At 70.3% G+C, this 18,419-nt stretch carries 15 protein-coding genes and 4 tRNA genes; 11 read left to right on the forward strand and 8 right to left on the reverse strand.

Annotated features, from left to right (window positions below):
* Positions 1 to 33 precede the first annotated feature (33 nt).
* Together ACFPLC_RS33675 and ACFPLC_RS33680 are read right to left on the reverse strand one after the other, a co-directional pair.
* Complete coding sequence (locus ACFPLC_RS33675) at positions 34 to 1,989, reverse strand: NPCBM/NEW2 domain-containing protein (protein WP_378191408.1); 1,956 nt, start codon at positions 1,987 to 1,989, stop codon at positions 34 to 36.
* Positions 1,990 to 2,201: 212 nt separating this feature from the next.
* A complete protein-coding gene (locus ACFPLC_RS33680) occupies positions 2,202 to 2,969 on the reverse strand; it encodes a S1 family peptidase (RefSeq protein ID WP_378191406.1) in 768 nt (255 codons plus the stop codon).
* Positions 2,970 to 3,208: 239 nt separating this feature from the next.
* Here ACFPLC_RS33680 and ACFPLC_RS33685 point away from each other — a divergent pair, with 239 nt between their 5' ends.
* Both ACFPLC_RS33685 and ACFPLC_RS33690 read left to right on the forward strand, forming a co-directional pair.
* On the forward strand, positions 3,209 to 4,141 hold the full coding sequence (locus ACFPLC_RS33685) for a hypothetical protein (RefSeq protein WP_378191405.1): 933 nt from the start codon (positions 3,209 to 3,211) through the stop codon (positions 4,139 to 4,141).
* A 208-nt stretch (positions 4,142 to 4,349) separates the two neighbouring features.
* Positions 4,350 to 5,204 (forward strand): carbohydrate-binding protein, encoded by an 855-nt coding sequence (locus ACFPLC_RS33690; RefSeq protein WP_378191404.1) that lies wholly within the window; start codon positions 4,350 to 4,352, stop codon positions 5,202 to 5,204.
* Between the two features lie 2 nt (positions 5,205 to 5,206).
* Here ACFPLC_RS33690 and ACFPLC_RS33695 read toward each other — a convergent pair whose 3' ends face one another.
* Both ACFPLC_RS33695 and ACFPLC_RS33700 read right to left on the reverse strand, forming a co-directional pair.
* The gene (locus ACFPLC_RS33695; protein ID WP_378191402.1) at positions 5,207 to 6,172 is read right to left on the reverse strand and encodes a LysR family transcriptional regulator; all 966 of its coding nucleotides are present in this window, start codon (positions 6,170 to 6,172) and stop codon (positions 5,207 to 5,209) included.
* Positions 6,173 to 6,334: 162 nt separating this feature from the next.
* Positions 6,335 to 7,990, reverse strand: a complete 1,656-nt coding sequence (locus tag ACFPLC_RS33700; RefSeq protein ID WP_378236018.1) for a glycoside hydrolase family 27 protein — start codon at positions 7,988 to 7,990, stop codon at positions 6,335 to 6,337.
* Between the two features lie 378 nt (positions 7,991 to 8,368).
* Between ACFPLC_RS33700 and ACFPLC_RS33705 the strand changes: the two genes are divergently transcribed.
* The 6 genes from ACFPLC_RS33705 to ACFPLC_RS33730 all read left to right on the forward strand — a co-directional run bounded on the left by ACFPLC_RS33705 (position 8,369) and on the right by ACFPLC_RS33730 (position 12,921).
* Positions 8,369 to 9,721, forward strand: coding sequence for a diacylglycerol/lipid kinase family protein (locus ACFPLC_RS33705; RefSeq protein ID WP_378191400.1), 1,353 nt, complete (start codon positions 8,369 to 8,371; stop codon positions 9,719 to 9,721).
* Positions 9,718 to 10,218, forward strand: coding sequence for a hypothetical protein (locus tag ACFPLC_RS33710; RefSeq protein WP_378191398.1), 501 nt, complete (start codon positions 9,718 to 9,720; stop codon positions 10,216 to 10,218). Before ACFPLC_RS33705 ends, ACFPLC_RS33710 begins: the two co-directional genes overlap by 4 nt.
* A gap of 129 nt (positions 10,219 to 10,347) precedes the next feature.
* On the forward strand, positions 10,348 to 11,013 hold the full coding sequence (locus ACFPLC_RS33715) for a response regulator (RefSeq protein ID WP_378191396.1): 666 nt from the start codon (positions 10,348 to 10,350) through the stop codon (positions 11,011 to 11,013).
* 215 nt (positions 11,014 to 11,228) lie between these two features.
* Positions 11,229 to 11,747: a hypothetical protein gene (locus ACFPLC_RS33720; RefSeq protein WP_378191394.1), complete on the forward strand. Its 519-nt coding sequence runs from the start codon at positions 11,229 to 11,231 to the stop codon at positions 11,745 to 11,747.
* Between the two features lie 122 nt (positions 11,748 to 11,869).
* Entirely contained in the window at positions 11,870 to 12,367 is a 498-nt protein-coding gene (locus ACFPLC_RS33725; protein WP_378191551.1) for a SigE family RNA polymerase sigma factor, read from the forward strand.
* Positions 12,364 to 12,921, forward strand: a complete 558-nt coding sequence (locus ACFPLC_RS33730) for a hypothetical protein (RefSeq protein ID WP_378191392.1) — start codon at positions 12,364 to 12,366, stop codon at positions 12,919 to 12,921. The genes ACFPLC_RS33725 and ACFPLC_RS33730 overlap by 4 nt, the downstream gene beginning before the upstream one ends.
* A 619-nt stretch (positions 12,922 to 13,540) precedes the next feature.
* Here ACFPLC_RS33730 and ACFPLC_RS33735 read toward each other — a convergent pair.
* From ACFPLC_RS33735 to ACFPLC_RS33750, 4 genes are all read right to left on the reverse strand, one after another.
* A tRNA-Val gene (locus ACFPLC_RS33735) sits at positions 13,541 to 13,612 on the reverse strand.
* 1 nt (position 13,613) lies between these two features.
* A tRNA-Cys gene (locus ACFPLC_RS33740) sits at positions 13,614 to 13,684 on the reverse strand.
* A gap of 24 nt (positions 13,685 to 13,708) precedes the next feature.
* Positions 13,709 to 13,781, reverse strand: a tRNA-Gly gene (locus tag ACFPLC_RS33745).
* Positions 13,782 to 13,893: 112 nt separating this feature from the next.
* The gene (locus ACFPLC_RS33750; RefSeq protein ID WP_013227152.1) at positions 13,894 to 14,319 is read right to left on the reverse strand and encodes an SsgA family sporulation/cell division regulator; all 426 of its coding nucleotides are present in this window, start codon (positions 14,317 to 14,319) and stop codon (positions 13,894 to 13,896) included.
* Positions 14,320 to 14,709: 390 nt separating this feature from the next.
* Here ACFPLC_RS33750 and ACFPLC_RS33755 point away from each other — a divergent pair.
* The 3 genes from ACFPLC_RS33755 (at position 14,710) to ACFPLC_RS33765 (ending at position 18,344) form a co-directional block, all read left to right on the forward strand.
* Positions 14,710 to 14,781, forward strand: a tRNA-Val gene (locus ACFPLC_RS33755).
* 737 nt (positions 14,782 to 15,518) lie between these two features.
* Positions 15,519 to 17,042, forward strand: a complete 1,524-nt coding sequence (locus ACFPLC_RS33760; protein WP_378191390.1) for a sugar transferase — start codon at positions 15,519 to 15,521, stop codon at positions 17,040 to 17,042.
* Between the two features lie 687 nt (positions 17,043 to 17,729).
* The gene (locus ACFPLC_RS33765; protein WP_191306415.1) at positions 17,730 to 18,344 is read left to right on the forward strand and encodes a malonic semialdehyde reductase; all 615 of its coding nucleotides are present in this window, start codon (positions 17,730 to 17,732) and stop codon (positions 18,342 to 18,344) included.
* Positions 18,345 to 18,419: the final 75 nt, after the last annotated feature.

Here is an 18,419-nt window from a genome sequence, read left to right on the forward strand (position 1 = left end):
TGCCCTCGGTCCGCTGTTCTCGGGCTGCCGGTCTCAGCAGGTGATGGTGGCGTTGGCCCAGTCGGCGTGGTCGTTGGTGTTGCCGTCGCCGGCGTCGTTCACCGACAGTTCCAGCACCTGGATTCCGGTCAGTTGTGCGGACAGCGCCTGCGCCTTGTCTCCGGGGTGCATGACGCCGGTCGCGGCGAGTTCCTTGCCGTCACCGAGAATGCGGAATCCCACGCTGCCACCGGAGTTCTCGTCGTCCATCCCGACCAGGGCGCCGACGGACGTGCAGGACCCGCCGACGTAGACCCGCACGCTCGAGGGAGCGTGGGCACCGATGCCGTCGTCGTAGCCGACCCCGGCGATGGTGATCCGGTGGCCGTCGCCAGGCTGGGCCTCGCCGTTGCTCGTGCCGCGCTCGGCCGGGCCCCAGCCGTTGTCGGACGACAGCCACGGGGCCTTCGACAACGCCGTCGTGCCTGACGGCGGGCGGGAGACGAGCGGTGACGTGCCTTCCGCGCCCAGGGCGCGCTTGCCCCACGCGGTGACGTAGTCGGCTTTGGCGGCCAGCCTGACGCGATCGCCACTCGGCGCCACCGGGGTGAACGTGATCTGCTGCTGCCACGACTTGCCCGGGGGTACGGCCGGGACCGCGAACGTGGCGGGGCCGTCGAGCTGCCAGCCGACGGGTGTCGCGACGGTGGCGCGGAGCTGGGTGATCGGCGTGCTGCCGTCGTTGGTGACCTGGAGGGTGGTGGTCAGCGGGCGGTCGGCGGGCGCGTAGTCCGGCGCCGGCAGGGCCAGCGTCGTCATCGGCGCGGCCGACGGGTGCGTCGAGGGCCAGACCCGGAAGACCGACGAGTCGTGGGACGCGACGGCGTCGCGGAGGGTGCCCGCGGTTTCGGTTTCCGTGCCGGTCCACAGGTCGCGGACGAGGAAGGTGTGGCCCTCGAGACCGAGTTCCGCCGCCGTGGTGCTGATGGTCGTGCTCGCCGGCCCGCGGTTGAAGAGCACCACCGCGGCCGATCCGTCGGACATCGGCTTCGCCCAGACCTCGGTGTCGCCGTCGTCGCGGAGCTTGTGGCCCTGTGCGCCGGCCCAGTCCTGGTCCAGCGCGATGACGTCCTTGTTCTCGAGGATCGCCTTGGTGGCGGGCGACATCGCGGGCAGGTCGTTCCCGGCCAGCAGCGGCGCGTTCAGGAGCGCCCACAGCGCGAAGTGCGACCGGTATTCGGCGTCGGTCATGCCGCCGTTGCCGACTTCGAGCATGTCCGGGTCGTTCCAGCCGCCGGGGCCCGCGAACTTTTCCAGGCCGACTTGCTGGTCGAGGATGAAGGTCATGCTGCCCCAGTTGTCGCTGATGTCGCCGGTGGTGCGCCACAGCTGCGCCCCGGCGTCGCGCCCCCAGGTCCACGGCTTGTTCTCGCCCCATTCGCAGAGGGCGTAGATCATCGGGCGGCCGGTCTTCTTGATCGCGTCGCCCATCTTCGTGTAGCGCTCGATCGCCGGCCGGCCCTGGTTGTTGCAGTTGTCGTACTTCAGGTAGTCGACGCCCCAATCGGCGAAGGACTGCGCGTCCGCCTCCTCGTGGTCGAGCGCGCCGGGCATGGTCTTCTGGCAGGTCAGTGTGCCGGCGCTGGTGTAGATGCCGAGCTTCAGGCCGAGCCCGTGGACGTAGTCGGCGAGGGTTTTGATGCCGTGGGGGAAGCGTTCGTGGCTGGGTTCGAGCTTGCCCTCGGCCGTGCGGTTCTGTTCCGCCCAGCAGTCGTCGATGTTGACGTACTGGTAGCCCGCGTCCTTCATGCCGGACGACACCAGCGCGTCGGCGGCACCGCGGATGAGGTCTTCGTTGATGTCGCAGCCGAACCTGTTCCAGCTGTTCCAGCCCATCGGCGGCCGTTCGCCGACGCGCTGGGCGGCGAAGTAGCTCGGCTCCGCGGCAGCGGCGGGGACAGCTTCGACGACCGTGACCACCGACGTGCAGGCGGCGATCGCGACGGCCATTCCAACAAGACGACGCACGAGTACCTCCCAGAGCGCGCAACTTTGCGCAGACTCACTCAACAATCAACACCACGGAGTGGCAGGCGTCTACGTCCATTAGTAGGTAATCCCCCCGGCGTCCGGCAGTACTGGCAATCGGCGCACCGGGAATCGGCGTGCAACAGGGGGCGCCGACCGGTCGGCGGAACCCGGTCGGCGACCCCCGAGACCGGTCAGATGCCGCTGACCTGGCGGATCCAGCTGCGGCCCGCCGCGACACTGCCGTAGGTGGTCGTGCTGGACCGGTCGCTGGTCGAGCACACCCCGACCTGGACGCCGCCGTCGATCATCGGGCCGCCGGAGTCACCGCCGGCCACCGCGCCGTCGAGGGTGTCGGCGGTGATCGCCGGGCCGCCGAAGTAGTCGCTGTCGTTGGTGTCGGAAATGCGGACCGAGGCCTGCTTCAGGACGGCCGACTGGTGGCTTCCTTCGTCGGTGGACTGGGTCGCGCCCCAGCCGTAGACGCGCGCCGAGTCGCCTTCCTGCGCGTCCGAGGAGCTGTCGGCGAGCCGGGCGAACGTGCTGCCGCCGTTGGCGTTCAGCTTGATCAGGGCGAGGTCGCCTCCGGAGTACACGTACGTCGTCGACGCTTTCACGTGCACGCCGCCGGAAGCGTTGTTCGAACCGACGTACAGGTCGATGTCGGTCAGGCGCCGCCCGTTGTCGTCGTACATGCAGTGCTTGGCCGTCAGCACCCAGCGAGCGCCGATCAGCGTGCTGGTGCAGAAGAAGGTGTAGCCGTTGGCGTGCCCGTTGAACCGGGTGATGTAACCCGGGTTCTGGGCGGTGCTGCCGCCGATGATCGACGGCTGGGCGTCGGGCGAAAGCGGGGTGACCGGGGTGCTCGCCGACGCCGGGGCGGCAGCGAGCGTGGCGAACACGGCGCACGAACCGACGAGCAGTGCGGCGGCGCGAGCGAACCGGCCGGAGGGGTGGCGCATGAGGACTCCTTGGGGAGGAACCGGTGGGGACTCACTGAACGTAAGCGGCCGGTGCCTCGTCCGTAACCGTCCGAAGATCCGGTCCGATCAACGGAACGGAACGGATCTTTCGTCGGGTGACACCCGCCGTTCGCGGCTGTTAGACCGGTGACGGTCCGGCACCACCGGACGCCTGAGCCACGACGGCGCGATCCGCCGGACGGCACCCCGTTTCTTCGCACCGACGCCGAGGAGCGCCGATGCCGCTGTTCGCGGTGCCACCACCGGAACCCCCGGGGCGGGAGCTGGGGCAGACGCTCGCCACCGGTCCGTTCAGCCGCGCGCTCTCGCTGGCCATCGACCGCAGCGGGCTGGGTCTCGCCCGCCTCAAGGACCGCCTGGCGGCCGCCGGAGTTCCCGTCAGCACCACGACCCTCAGTTACTGGCGCACCGGCCGGACCCGCCCGGAACGGCCGGACTCGCTGCGCGCGGTGACGGTGCTGGAGGACGTCCTCGGCGTGCCGCCGCGGTCGCTGATCGAGCTGCTGTCCCGGCCCGGACACCCGGACACCCCGGATCCGGTGCGCTGGGAGCGGCTGTGGGGTCCCCGCAACGGCGTGCTGCCGGTGCTGCACTCCTTCGACGCGGCCGACGAGACGTCGTTGCTGGTGCTCAGCCTGCACGAAGCCCTGGAGGTCGACGCCGACCGGTGCCTCACCCGCCTGCGGGTGCGCGAGGTCGTGCGCGTGCTGGAAGAACCGGTCCAAGCCAAGGTGGTGGCGCTGCGAGGCTGTGTCCCGGGCCGTCCGCCGCGGCTGGTGTCGACGCGGTACTGCCGCCCCGTGCGCACCGAGGTCCTCCCGGAGCTGGGGTTCGTGATCAGTGAGCTGGTGCCGAGCCGCTCGATGGCCGTCGGGGAAACCGCGATCCTCGAGTACGAGTTCGAATACACCGACGGCGTGCCCGACGCCGGCTACGACCGCCGCTTCCGGCATCCGGTCGCCGAACACCTGCTGGAGGTCCACTTCGCCCCCGGCACGCAGCCGGCGACCTGTCACGCCTACCGGCTGGACGCACCCGGCGGCCCGGAGCGGGACGTCACCGCCGTACCTGTGTCGCCGGCGATGCCCGCGCACCACTTCGCCACCGGCACAGCGCCCGGCATCCGGGGCATGCGGTGGAGCTGGCCATGACCGAGCTCGGGACGGCTCCGTGGAGTGGCCACGCCGCTGCCCCAAACGGCGTCATAACACTTCGCGGCGGCGGAAGTCATGCCCCCGCCGACCGGCCGCGATGCCGCCGACCCGCCGAAAGTCGGTGCCGCACAACGGAAAGCGCGTCCTAGCATCCGGATCCCCGTGGGCGGGCACCCGGCCGCCCCGTGACGAGGGAGACGCGCCGATGCGGAAGCTGCTTGCCGTTCTCTGCTGTGCCTTCGTGACCACGATCGCGGTGGCCGCCCCGGTGTCCGCGGCGCCGGACGGCACCGTGCCCGGCTTGACCGGCGCCGCCGCCCGAGCAGCGGCCGGGCCGATGGCCGAAAAGTTCCGCCAGCTGCGCCAACCGCAATCCCTGGCGCAGCGGCACACGTTCTGGGGCCCGGAACCCCAGCTGTCCTCGGGCGCCGACGGAGTGGTCGTGACCCAGAGCATCACGCCGGGTCTGCGGATATCCAACACCTCCGACGTCGTCTACGCCCCGACGATGAAGCCCACCGGGCATTCGTGCATCGAAGTCGTGACCGCGTACGGGCTCGGCGAAGCCGCGCAGGTCTGGGCCTGGGACTGGTGCCGTTCGGTGTCGCCGGCGAAGGTCGTCCCGATCGACAGCGCTTTCCTGGCCACCTACACCAGCACGGTGAACGGGCACCCGGCCTACACCGTCCAGGAGGTCCGGACCAGTTCGTCGGGCAACAGCTGGACGGCGTCGCTGCGCAACGTGAAGACCGGCGCGTGGGACACGCTGTTCAGCCAAAGCGGCAGCGACCAGAGCTCGCTGAACGAAGGCTGGGACATCTTCGAGCTCTATTCGACCCGCAATCCCGCCACCGGCAACGCCTACTACTGCTCGGACGCGCGCGGCGCGGTCTTCGAGTCGAGCTCGCTGCAGCTGCGGATCGCCGGGCGCTGGGTCGCCGCGTCGCCGTCGAACTCGCCGCTGCGCCCGACGGCGAACCCGCGTCCGGCCGACTACGACTGCTCGACCCTGCGGTTCGACGTACCCTCGCCGAACAGCACCTGGCGCGTCACCGTCTGAGCTCAGCCGGCCGGCAGCAGCTCGCGGCCGCCCGCGTGCCACCAGGTGTCGAACGCGGCGCTGCAGCCCTGCCGGCCGGCGTAGCTCGCGACGACGGCCGCGTGGATCTCCTCGGCGTGCGCCGCCACCGGCGTGCCCGGCCGGTAGCACAGCCGCAGCTCCTGCCACAGGGGCGCGCCCTCGATGGCCCGCACCGTGATGGTCCCGGGCCGGTCCCGGCGCGTGGCCAGCGCGGGTGCGACGGCCATGCCCGCGCCGACGAGGTCCAGCAGCGTCGCCAGGCACTGCGGCCGGTGCGGCTGGTCGAGGGCCACGCCGCGGCTGCGGCACACCCGCTGCAGGTACGCCGACCACCGGGTCGTGCCCGGCGGGTCGTCGGCCCAGGGGTGCTCGCCGAGGCCGGCGAACGGCACCGCACGGGTCCCGGCCAGCGGGTGGTCGGGTGAAAGGATGACGAAAACCGGCTCCCGGGGATGCACCACCAGCGTTTCGACGCCGTCGGGGATCACGGACCCGGGCAGCGGCGGCAGGTACACCAGCGCGAGGTCCAGCCCGTCGGCGGCGAGCTGGGCGAGGGTGGCGGACTCGTCCGGGTCCTCGTGCACGCTGACACCCCGGCTCCACGGCCGTTCCCGCAGCCAGTGCGACACGGCGAGGTGCAGGAAACCGCAGTACCCGCCGACGCGCACCGGCCCGGCGGGTGCCCGCCGTTCCCCGATCCGCTCGGTCAGCGCGGACACCCCGGCCAGCACGCCCCGCGCATCGGCCACGACATCGGCACCGAGCCGGGTGGGCACGCACCCGGTGGGGGAGCGGACGAACAGCGCCCCACCGACAGCCTGTTCGACCCGGCGCAGAAGCCCCGAGAGAGCGGGTTGCGTGACGTGGAGAAGCCGAGCCGCCCGGCTGAGACTCCGCGCGTCGGCCACGGCCACGAGCGCGCGCAGGTGGCGCAGTTCCAGCTCCACGCTCCCACTGTAGACGGCTTGATCAGCGGAGACATCCGACTCGAGTCGGACGATCCTCGCTCGGACGTTCGTCAGCACGCGCAGCGCGCCTTTCTCCACCCCGGACGAAGCTTTCGGGCCGCCACGGCAGGTTCTCGTCGGCCGAGGACCACGGCCTGGGGATCAGGTGCGGGTCCACCTCTGGTTGGTGCCGCCGTGGCAGTCCCAGATGATGACCTTCGTCCCGTTGGCGGTGGCGCCGCCGTTGACGTCCAGGCACCGGCCCGATGCCACCGCCGTGACGCTGCCGTCGGAGTTGACGCGGAACTGCTGGTTGCCCTGGCCGTTGCAGTCCCACACCGTCACGGCGGTGCCGTTGGCCGTGCCCTGGTTGGAGACGTCCAGGCACTTCGCGCCGTCGTAGGCGCGCAGCTCACCGGCCGTGGTCGTGGTGAAGCGCTGGTTGGTCTGGCTGTTGCAGTCCCAGATCTGGGCCAGGGCGCCGTTGGCCGGCGTGCTGCCGGCGATGTCCAGGCAGCGGCCGGAACTCTGGCTCACCAAGGAGAACGACGTGGGCGCGGGGCCCCCGCCACCGCTGACGACGTACACCGCCGTGCCGTGCGCCGGGACGCTGGCCGAGATGGCGCCGGACGTGGTGGTCGTGCCGTTGGTCCAGGCGTCGCGCAGCGTGAACGAGCTGCCCGACAGGCCGATCGCGCTCGCCGTGGTCGAGACGGTGGTCGTGCCCCCGCCCTGGTTGAACAGGGCGACGGCGACGTTGCCGTTGGCCAGCTGCTTGGCCAGGACCCGCCGGGTGCCGTCGTTGGAGATCTGCCTGGCCTGCAGGCCGAGGCTGTCCTGGTTGATGGCGATGAGGTTCGCGTTCTTCAGGATGGCCGACGTGGCGGCGTCCATGGTGCGCAGGTCGTTGCCCGCGATGAGGGGCGAGGCCATGACGGCCCACAGGGCGAAGTGGCTGCGCATCTCGGTGTCGTTCATGCCGCCGCGCCCGACTTCCATCATGTCCGGGTCGTTGAACCCGCCGGGCTTGGCGTAGGACGCCAGGGGCACGGTGACGTTGACGATGTTCTGGATGCCCATCGGGTAGCCGTTGGCCTGCCCGGTGTCCCACTTGTTGGTGATGTCTTCGGTGGTGCGCCACATGTTCGCCACGTCGCCCCAGTTGCGCCGGGGGCCGGTCTTGTCGTGGATGCTGTTGGAGTTGATGCTGTAGACGATCGGGCGGCCAGCGGCTCGCAGCGCGTCACGCATCTTGGCGAAGGTGCGCACCTGGTCGTCGATCGTGCCGCTGGGCGAGCACCAGTCGTACTTGAGGTAGTCCACGCCCCAGGCCGCGAACTGGCGGGCGTCCTGCTCCTCGTGGCCCTGCGCCCCGGTCGAACCGGGGTAGGAGTTGAAGTACTGGGCGCACGTTTCGGCCAGCGGCGCCTGGTAGATCCCGAACTTGAGGCCCTTGCCGTGGATGTAGTCGCCGAGCGCCTTCATGCCGCTGGGGAACCGGCTCGGGTCGCCTTGGAGGTTGCCCGCGGAGTCCCGGTTCGGGTTCGTCCAGCAGTCGTCCACCACGACGTACTCGTAGCCCGCGGCACGAATGCCGGAGTTGACCATCGTATCGGCCATCTGCCTGATCAACGACTCGTTGATGTTGCAGCCGAACGTGTTCCACGAGTTCCACCCCATCGGCGGCGTGCGCGCCACACCGTTGTCCAACGCCTCCGCGGACGACGTGTGCAGTACCGTCGTCATCGCGGACAGCAGCACGCCTGCCGCCAACAGCGTTGCCGCCCGGCGAGGACGGGGAAGTCGTGTTGCTGTCACCCTGATCTCACTCCTCGGTGCTTACGACGTTCCGGTTGCCATCCGTGCTGCCGCACGGCCGGGCACAGCGCGGCCCGTTGTTCCGGAATTGCGGGTTCGACGAATTCGCCGGCGGGGCTGTGACGCAGCGACTTCCCTCAGCGGCGCAGGCTTCGGCGGGGTCAGTGTGGCACTCAATGTTCACGCTCACAAGAGCGCCTATGTAATTAACTTATGCGGCAATCCGGATGAACCACAGTTCGGGGCGGAGCCTTCGTTTGGTACTGAAACGGTCGTTGAGTGAGTGGGTGATCGCAGCGGCGGGCGGTGCCGGGTCACCCGCGGCGGGTGACGACTCGGGGGCGCCCGGACTGCAGGGTCGGCCGCGGAGGTGCGGCGATGGCGAAGCGGGCGGACGGCCGGCCGACGGTCACCCGGCGGGTGGCCGCGGCGATTTCCGTGGCGGCACTGGCGGCGGCGTTCGCCGTGGTCGTCGGCGCACTGATCCGGCACCCGCTCCAGCTGGCACTCGCGGTACTCCTGCTCGGGAGCGTGCTCGCTGCCGGGTGGGCCGCGCTGGTGCGCCGTGGTTTCCCGCGGGTGGCCGCGGCGACGGCCGGAGTCCTCGCCGCAGTCCTGCTGGTGCTGCCTGACCTGCACGCCTACGCGTTGCTGGCGACGGCCGCCGGACTGGTCGCGCTGTCGGTCGCGGCGGCCAGGACCGCCCTCGGCCACCACCTGGCGCGGACGCCCCGGATCCGCGGCGTGGAGCGGGCGTCGGCGGGCGTCCTGTTGCTCAACCCGTTGTCCGGCCACGGCGTGGCCACCACGTCCCGGCTCGGTGAGCGTGCCCGGGCACTCGGGATCCGGCCGATCGAGCTGGACTTCGACGACGACCTGCGCGAACTCGCGGAACAGGCGGTGACCGACGGCGCGGATGTGCTCGGGATGGCCGGCGGCGACGGCAGCCAGGCCGTGGTCGCCGATGTGGCCCGCCGGCACGACCTGCCCTTCGTCTGCGTTCCCGCGGGAACGCGCAACCACTTCGCGCGCGACCTCGGCCTCGACCGGGACGAACCGGCTGACGCGCTGGCCGCCTTCGGCAAGGCTGTCGAGCGGCGGGTCGACCTCGGCGTGGCCGGGGACCGGGTGTTCGTCAACAACGTTTCGCTGGGGGCGTACGCCGCCCTGGTCCGGGCCCCCGGCTACCGGGCGGCCAAGACCGCCACGGTCGCCCGCTGCCTGCCCGACCTGTTCGGCCCGGAAGCCCGCCGCCCGCTGAGCTTTCCCGGCCCGGACGGCGATCCCGCGGCGGCCGCGGACATCGTGCTTGTGTCCAACGGCCCCTACCGGCTCGAGCGGTTGACCGGCCTCGGCAGCCGCGAACGGCTCGACCTGGGTGTCCTCGGGATCGTGACGGTCGCGGTCGACCGGGCGCGGGACGTGCCGGAGCTGGTGGCGGCCGAGTTGTGCGGCGACATCGCCCGGTTCCCCGGTTACCGGGCGTGGAGCACGCCGGAGTTCGCGGTGGAATCGGCGGACCCGCTCATCGACGTGGCCGTGGACGGCGAGCCCCAGCGCCTCCCGTCGCCCTTGCGGATCGGCGTCCTGCCCGGCGCCCTGCGGGTGCGCCTGCCCCCGGACGCCCCCGGCGCTTCCCCGGCGGCGATGGCCCCGAAAGGCGTCCGGCGAGCCCTGCGCGCGCTTCTGCGCGTGCTCATCGGGCGCCCAGCGACAGGAGATCGACGGTGAACGAGTCTTCCGACCACGACCTCGCTCAGACGGCGCCGGCCGGCGGCGTCGCGACCGCCCGCACCGACGGCGCGGACGACGACGCCGACCGGTACGTCGTGTTGCAGCGCAAGAGCCAGCTGTTCCCGGCAGTCGTGGCTGCGGCACACCGGCTCCGGTGCTTACCGGTCTGGCGGGGCCGCGACGCGGTCGATCCGTCCACAGTGGCGGAGACTGTCGAAGAAGCGGTGCTGCAACTGGCGTTCTTCTGCGACAGGGAACTCAACGCCACCCTCGAGCGGCTGCTCGCCGCGGTACACGACCGCGTCGAGATCGTCCGGCAGATCCACGCGGGGAGCCGCCCGGGTTTCGGCGGCCGGGTCGACGAGAAGTTCCGCGCAGACGAGGAGACCGGCCAGGGGCAGCTGGACCAGGCGATCGCGAATTTCGTCGACGCCGCTCGCGCGGATCTGCGCATCGGCGGCGCATGGGTCCCCCTGCGCCCGGCCAGACGCTGAGCGTGCTTAGGACCGGAATCCTGCTGCGGATTCCGGCGCCGCTGCAGGCGAACTGTGGACCGCCGCGCCCTTGGTGCTCATCGGCTTCGGTCAAGAGCTTGTCGTGCCCGCAACGCCGCCGGGTGCCCGGTGATCCGCGTTGTGCTCGCAGACGAGGAACCCATAGTCCTTGTCGGAGTCCGGACGGTGCTAGCCACCGCACCGGACATCGAAGTCGTCGCCGAAGCCGAGCACGGACGTGACGCCGTAGACCTGGTCTTGGCGCACCGACCCGACGTGGCCATGCTCGACATCCGCATGCCAGAGCTCAACGGACTCGACGCCGCGGAGCAGATCCGCGGCCTTCCCGTCGACACCGCCGTCGTCATCCTCACCACCTTCGCCGACGACGCCTACATCTCCCGCGCACTCGGCGAAGGGGCCAGCGGGTTCGTCCTCAAAACCGGCGACCCCAACGAGATCATCGCCAGCGTCCGCGCCGTCGCGGCTGGAGCCGCATACCTGTCACCGCTCGTCGCGCGACGCGTGGTCGACCAGCTCGCCCACGCCAAGCCCAGTTCCGACGCCAGCGCGCGGGTCGCCCCCCTGACCAACCGCGAACGCGAGGTACTGGGCCTGATCGGAGCCGGTATGTTCAACGCCGAAATCGCCCGGCACATCCACGTCGTCGAAGGCACCGTCAAGGTCTACGTCAGCACCATCCTCAACCAACTCGGCGTACGCAACAGAGTGCAAGCCGCCATCGTCGCCTACGAAGCGAAACTCATTCCCAGGGCACAGATCCCAGGCGAGTGACGTCGGTTGATCCTGGATCGATTCGTGGCGGGCAGCCGGCTGACCTATGGTCCACAACGAACGATCACTCGATTTGCGGAGGTTGCCATGGGCGTCATGCTGGTCAGCGAGGCGCAGCCGTGAACGCACCACCTCCCCACGGCTTCCCGCAGTACCCCACTGGGGCGCCTCAACTTCCGAAGCGGGGCCTCGCCACCGGCTGGATCATCGCCATCGTGGCCATTGGCGTGGTCGTCGTAATCGGTGTCGTCGTGGGGGCGTTCGTGCTGCTCAACCGGGGCAGCAGCTACGACGCGGTCGACGGCAAGTACGGCGCCGCGCCGCTGGCCACTTGCGACGACGTCGCGGCCCGGGCCGGGAACCTGCCGCCGAGGAGGTCCGACACACCACTGGAGGGCAGCAAAGGCTGGCTGTGCACCTTTACCGACCCGGCGGGAGCGGCGACAGTCCACCTGGACGTGGAAGTGACCAACACGCAGCGGCAACGCGGCCGATTCGACACGCAGACCGCGTCGGCCGGCTACGTGGTCGACCCGGCAACGCATCTGGGGGAGCGCGCCGCGTGGGGACCCGTCGCCAGCGGCCGGTCGTGCGACCTGATGGTGCTGGACGGCAACGCCACGTTCAAGGCCGGGATCGAGGATTGGAACCAGACCACCGACGACGCACATACCTGCAAGGACCGGGTCAAGGCCATCGCCCAAGTGCTCTACGACGTGATGAAGCCGCGGTGAGCATCCGGCTGTGCGTTCGGAGCGCAGAGGGGAGTGCGGGCGAAGCGGCGCGGCGATCATGCAACGGTCTGCGGGCCTGCTCTCGTATGTAGGGGTGAGAGAGGGGTGGTCGTGACCGATCGCTGGGAGTTCAGTCAGGTGGTCCGGGGCGCGCTGTAGTGTGGCGCCGGGAAGCGTTCCTGATGTGCGGGGACTGGTCGTTGGCCGAGGACCTCCTCCAGACGGCGCTGATGCGGCTGTATACGCGCTGGCACCGCCTCGACCCGGCCGGCATCGACGGATACACCCGCCGGGTGATCGCCCGCTTGGCCATCGACGAAGCCCGCCGGCCCTACCGCCGCACCGAGCTGCGGGATGCGCTGCCCGAGACGCCGGTCGCCACCGCGGAGTCCGCCGCCGCGCTGGACGTGCGGGCGGCGCTGCAGAAGGTGCCACCGAAACAGCGAGCCGTCCTGGTCTTGCGTTTCTTCAGCGACCTGACCAACGCCGAGGCGGCCAAGGTGCTGCGGATTTCCGAGGGGACCGTCAAGTCCCAAGCGGCCCGAGGCCTCGCCACCCTTCGTCGGCTCCTCGACGAGCCGGCCGACCTGACCGGGCACATCAAGGGGAGCCACCGATGACACCCACCGACAAGGACCTCCTGCTGCAGGCGCTCGGCACCGACGAGCCACCGCTGCACCTGGATCTCGATGCGATCGAAGCCCGGGGACAGGCACGCCGCCGCACACGCGGCCTCATCGCCGTGACCACCGCCGTGCTCGGCGTCGGAGCCATCACCGGCGGCGTCGTCCTCGGCGCCGGGGCACCCAACGCCGTGGAATCCGCTGCCCCGGGCAGTCCCGTGGCCCCGACCGAGCGGGAGATCGCCTACTGCTACCAGACGGCCGATATCGGCAGCACCCAGCCGAACCAGCACGTCGCCATCGGAGTCGGTGGCCGCGACGGACGCGTCGACCTCACCGGCCAGATCATGCAGATCTGCTCCGACAGCTGGCAGTCCAACGTGTACGACTTCCAGCCCCGTCAAGCCGCTGGCACGACCTACCGGATCCCTCGGCTCGTCGCCTGCGTGCTTACCGGAAAAGCCGCAAATGCCACTGAAGGTGCGGTGGGAGTGTTCCCGGGGAACGGCAATACGTGTGCGGCTCTCGGTCTTCCCGTAGCACAGATTTGACCGATCGGCGGCACCGCAAAGTGACGCCACGCAGGTCATGGCAAAGAGATCTAGGCCGACAGGCCTACGAAGATCGGCGTTCGCGTGATCTTCAGAGGGTGTCGTTGACGCGTTTATCGTCTCGGTGAAACACCTGCGGGTTCGAGGTGACGACTGGCGGACTCGTTGGTGGAGGTGGGCAGCCGTTGTGTCCACGTTCTTGGCACGACCGCGAATCCGGCCGGTAGATGGACTACCCAGCAGATCCGCAACCTCGTGGTGGAGCTGGGCGATCGAGCTGATGACGAACTGCTTCGCGGAGCGGTTCGTGCTGACGGCGAGAACTGAACACACCGACCGTATGTTGATCGTCAGCGAGCGGCATCTGCGGCTGTGCTCGTCGGGTACGGGCATTACACCGGTCGACGGCCGCACCGCTCCTCGCGAGCTTCGCCCATCGTCGTCCTGAGAAGCTCTGGAGGACCGCTGGGCGGCGCGGAGAGCGAGGCGAATGCGGGAGGCGACCAGACGGGGGTCCGGGGGCGTGCCCCCGGCGGGGGTGTGGGGGCTCGGCCCCACAGGACACGACGAAGAGAGCCCTGCTTGCGTGTTCCGCAAGCAGGGCTCTCCCGCGATCGAGTGCGCGATACTGGGATTGAACCAGTGACCTCTTCCGTGTCAGGGAAGCGCTCTCCCGCTGAGCTAATCGCGCGAGGTGGAGACGGGATTCGAACCCGTGTACACGGCTTTGCAGGCCGTTGCCTCGCCTCTCGGCCACTCCACCGTGACTAGGCCCGAGAGCCTATCGAGCGGATGACGGGATTCGAACCCGCGACCCTCACCTTGGCAAGGTGATGCGCTACCAGCTGCGCTACATCCGCATTCCGCAGCTCCGGGAACCCGAGTCCCCGTCGCCGTGGTGTGGGAAAACCATATCGGACCCCGAAAACGGGGGTGACACCGGGGTGTCACTCCGCCGTTGCGCGGCCGTCATCAGGCCAGATCGTGCGGGATGAGGTGGGTGAGGGCGTCGTCGACGTCGACCCACAGGTGCTCGTTGCCCGGGAGGACCACGTCGTACGTGCGGTCGAGGAAGTCGGCCAGCTCCTGGGCGGACGCCTCGAACATGGCGTGCCCGGACGGCGAGTTCAGCTCGATCAGCACCGCTTCGGGGTCCTCGACCGACGGGCGGATGCGGACGTCGCCGTCGCCTGCGTCGGCCAGGAGGCCGTCCGCGAGGAGGTCGCGGGCGTATACCCACTCGACCCAGCCGGCGCGTCCGGTGCGGAAGGCGGCGACGACCGCGTACGGGTCGCGTGTGTCGTAGCGCAGCTCCACCTTGACCGGAACCGCGGGAGTCCGCGGCGCCAGCAGGTCGAAGACCGCCGTCGAGCGGAGCGTCACGTGATCGTTGCGCATCGTCCTACCCTTCGTCTCCCTTCCCGGCCCGGCCCGGCCGAGGGCGTCACTGCTTGGACGCATCAGGAGGCCGAAACCGTCGCGGGTGCGCCGCAGATCACCCGTCCGGGCTCTTCGGCCCCCTTCTCCACCCGTGACCACCCACGGCGCGCAACTGACCGGCGCGCCCCGCGGGGCCCACGCCTCCATACTGCGCGGTTTAGTCGCCGGGCGATAGCACCGTCGCACGGATGTCGAACGTGGTGTCAGGCGGCCCCCCGGCCGGACAACCCTGGCTAGCTCGGGGTTGTGCGTTCCGTACCCGCCGGTAAGCGGAGTGTGGTCGGTGAGGACCACCCGTTTGCAGGCGCCTGAAAGTCGTACGCTAAAGTTCACCTCAACACCGCTAGCGGGCGATTAGCTCAGCGGGAGAGCGCTTCGTTCACACCGAAGAGGTCACTGGTTCGATCCCAGTATCGCCCACCCGATAGCCGTGAGAGAGCCCTGTTCGCCGGAGTGCGGGCGGGGCTTTTTTCGTGACCGGCGCCGGCGCCCCCAGGCCGGGGCGCGTTTTCGCGGCGAGACTCACCCGCCGCGAAACCGGAGTGAACGATCCGTTCGGATCCTCCGTATCAGCTGGCAAGAGCGGTTCGCGCCCCCGCCGCGGGGCTCGCCGAACCTGCCTTCGAACGCTGCCGCCGCGGCGGGTTTCTGTAGAACGCCACCTCGTGGGAGGTCCGATGTGATCCTCGGCACGTCTCCTCGCCCGGGGCCGCGTGACAGTGTGGCGACCGATGTCACTGTCGGTGGCGGCCGGATCCCGGCGACGGCGACCGGTGGCCCTCGCGTGGTCCACTGTGGACCACCGGACTCCCGTAGTGTCCACAGTAGATTCCGGAGGGTGCCGCTGGGCCGTTCGGCCGAGCTTGGTCCACCCGGGTGCGGGTATCGCCCTTTTCGCTACGGAACGTAATTTTCACGGGGATACGCGCTATTACGCATCGTCCTCATCTTGTTATCTTCCGGCCATTTTCTGGCGGGGATCTCACGCAGCATGTGGCTGGAAATCCTTGTAACACTGCCGAGAGAGTCGCCGATAACTTGCCGTGTGAAGCCTCCGTGGGCTCTGCGCGACCACCGATATGCCGTGACTCTCCGAAGTCATCTCCGGTGACGCTGCGTGCCTGCGGCTCAATTCGATCCAGTCCCCGGGAGGTCAGATGGAAGAGTCGGTGCGGCCTTCGTACACGGTGAGCCAGCCACCGCCGCACATCGACCTCCAGGCCATCCCGCGTCCCGCCAAGCGGGACGACCACCCCGGCGACTCCGGCGGTCCGTCCGCCAAGGCGTGGCCCGCGGCCTGGGAAGCGCGGTACAGAGCCTGGGTCATCGGCAGCGACGTATTCATCACGCTGCTGGTGATCGCGATCAGCGCGTTCGTCATCGATCGCGTTGCCCCGCACGACATGCACGCCTTCGGCACCATCCTCGCGGTGTTCGTCTCGCTGCCCGCCAGCCGGGCCTGGAGCCCGCGCGTGCTCGGCGAAGGCGCGGAGGAGTACCGCACCCTCGGCCGCGGCTTCCTCACCGCCGCCGTCCTGGTCGCGCTGGGCGGCCTGCTGTTCGGCGCGCTCGAGGTCCAGGTCTGGGTGTTCGTCGTCGTCCCGGCCATCGCGCTGGTCGCCTTCCCGCAGCGCTACCTGCTGCGCCAGGTGCTGCACCGCAAGCGCGCCAAGGGACTTTGCCTGCTGCCGGTGATGGCGGCGGGCAGCCCGGAAACCGTCGCCGACCTGATCGCCCGCACGCGCTCGGAGGTGCACGTCGGCTGGCGCGTCGAGGCCGCCTGCACGTTCAGCGGCCACGGCGCGGACCGCGACAGCGGCGAGATCGACGGCGTCCCGGTGGTCGGGCGGCTGGAGGAGCTGTCCCGGCACGTCCGGCGCGGCGGCTACCGGGTCGTGGCCATCACCGCCGACCAGTACTGGACGCCGAAGCGGCTGCAGCGGCTGGCCTGGGACATGGAGGGAACCGGCGCGGAGATGGTCGTGGCGCCCGTGCTGATGGAGGTCGCCGGGCCCCGGCTCAACGTCACCGGCGTGCTCGGCATGCCCCTGCTGCGGGTCACCGCGCCGATGTTCACCGGCGGGCGCCGCGTGGTGAAGGAGATCGTCGACCGGGCCGGCTCCGCGCTGCTGCTCACCCTGCTGTCCCCGCTCCTGCTGGTGATCGCCGTCGCGATCAAGCTGAACGACCGCGGCCCGGTGATCTACCGCCAGCGCCGCGTCGGCCGCGACGGCGCGACGTTCACCATGCTCAAGTTCCGGACGATGGTCACCAACGCCGACGCCATCAAGCAGTCCCTCGCCGCGGACAACGAAGGCGCGGGCCCGCTCTTCAAGATGAAGCGCGACCCGCGTATCACCCGCGTGGGTGGTTTCCTGCGCCGGTATTCGCTCGACGAGGTGCCGCAGTTGTTCAACGTCCTGTCCGGCAAGATGTCGCTCGTCGGCCCGCGGCCGCCGCTGCCGGAGGAAACCGAGCAGTACCCGCCGGACGCCCGCCGCCGGCTGCTCGTCAAGCCGGGCCTCACGGGGCTGTGGCAGGTCAGCGGGCGCAGCGACCTCACCTGGGCGGAGAGCATCCGCCTGGACCTGCGTTACGTCGAGGACTGGTCGCTCGCCCTGGACCTGGTGATCCTCTGGAAGACCCTCCGCGCGGTGATGGGCGGGCAGGGCGCCTACTGACCCGTTTTCGCCGCGCCGCGCGCCACGGCCGCCGACTCCCACCGCGGGGAGCCGGCGGCCGTGCTCGTTTCCGGAACATTGGGGACAACGGGACCCGGGGACGCCGTGGACGCCCCGGAACTGTCGGTGCGCGCCGGTAAACTGGACACCGGGGGCCGGAGGGCCGCCCTCGCGCCGCCGCACCCGCCCGACAGGGCCGCTGCGGCCGCCTGGCGAGGCCCGCCCCAGCCGCCCGGCAGCGCAGCGCCAGCCGCCTGGCAAGGCCGCAGCACCCACCGGGTAAGGCCGCCCCGCCCGCCCGGCAGCGCAGCGCCAGCCGCCTGGCAAGGCCGCCGCACCCACCCGGCAAGGCCGCCGCGCCGGAAGCTCCGGGACCCCAGCTGCGAGCGACAAGCCCCCGCGCCTCCTCGACGTCGCACCGCGCTACCGGCCGTACCCACCACCCCAGGTCACCGAGCCGTCCGGCCGCCCCAGCACCCCTGTTCGCCGCGAAGACCCGCTCCGCCCGGCCCATCCGGAACGCCCCCGTTCGCCCGGATTACCGGCACCCGAGGAGGCCACCGTGACCCGATCGGCTGACCCGGGCTCACCCGCAGCTGTGATCGGTGCAACTGATTGAACGCGAAATAGTTCAACGCTCAACTTGGTTGCACGGGGTACCGACCCAACGGAAGGAACCTCAGCCCCATGACCACCTTTGCCGAGCAGACCGAGGCCCTCCAGCTCCCCGCGGACGTGCAGAACCTGCTGTTCCGCGAGGCCCGCACCGCCAACAGTTTCAGCTCCGAGCCGGTGACCGAGGAGCAGGTCCGCGCGATCTACGACCTCGTCAAGTGGGCCCCGACGTCGATGAACACCCAGCCGCTGCGTGCGCTGGTGCTCCGGACCGCCGAGGCGAAAGCCCGCCTGCTCCCGCACATGGCCCCGGGCAACCGGGACAAGACCGAAGCCGCGCCGCTGACCGTCGTGCTCGCCGCGGACGTCGACTTCCACGAGAACATCCCGCAGGTGTTCCCGCACGCCCCGCACGTGAAGGACAACTTCGCCGACGAACAGGGCCGCGTCGAGTTCTCCAAGCTGAACTCGCTGCTGCAGGTCGGCTACTTCATCATCGGCGTCCGCGCCGCCGGGCTGGCCGCCGGCCCGATGACCGGCTTCGACGCCCAGGGTGTCGACGACGAGTTCTTCGCGGACAAGAAGTGGCGCTCGCTCGTCATCGTCAATGTCGGCAAGCCGGGCGAGAACCCCTGGTTCGACCGCCTGCCGCGGCTCGACTTCGACCAGGTCGTCGAGACCCTCTGAGGCCCATCGGACCGGCCGCTTCCCCACGGGGAAGCGGCCGGTCCGGCGTTCGCGCCACGCGCGTGAGGCGCGAAG

Origin of the sequence: Amycolatopsis plumensis, assembly GCF_042652605.1 — a bacterium.
GTDB classification, from domain to species: Bacteria; Actinomycetota; Actinomycetes; order Mycobacteriales; family Pseudonocardiaceae; genus Amycolatopsis; species Amycolatopsis plumensis.

Coding starts and splice junctions, on each gene's coding strand:
- ACFPLC_RS33675 (WP_378191408.1), bottom strand. CDS start 1,989: ATGGCCGTCGCGATCGCCGCCTGCACGTCGGTGGTCACGGTCGTCGAA.
- ACFPLC_RS33680 (WP_378191406.1), bottom strand. CDS start 2,969: ATGCGCCACCCCTCCGGCCGGTTCGCTCGCGCCGCCGCACTGCTCGTC.
- ACFPLC_RS33685 (WP_378191405.1), top strand. CDS start 3,209: ATGCCGCTGTTCGCGGTGCCACCACCGGAACCCCCGGGGCGGGAGCTG.
- ACFPLC_RS33690 (WP_378191404.1), top strand. CDS start 4,350: ATGCGGAAGCTGCTTGCCGTTCTCTGCTGTGCCTTCGTGACCACGATC.
- ACFPLC_RS33705 (WP_378191400.1), top strand. CDS start 8,369: ATGGCGAAGCGGGCGGACGGCCGGCCGACGGTCACCCGGCGGGTGGCC.
- ACFPLC_RS33730 (WP_378191392.1), top strand. CDS start 12,364: ATGACACCCACCGACAAGGACCTCCTGCTGCAGGCGCTCGGCACCGAC.
- ACFPLC_RS33750 (WP_013227152.1), bottom strand. CDS start 14,319: ATGCGCAACGATCACGTGACGCTCCGCTCGACGGCGGTCTTCGACCTG.
- ACFPLC_RS33760 (WP_378191390.1), top strand. CDS start 15,519: ATGGAAGAGTCGGTGCGGCCTTCGTACACGGTGAGCCAGCCACCGCCG.
- ACFPLC_RS33765 (WP_191306415.1), top strand. CDS start 17,730: ATGACCACCTTTGCCGAGCAGACCGAGGCCCTCCAGCTCCCCGCGGAC.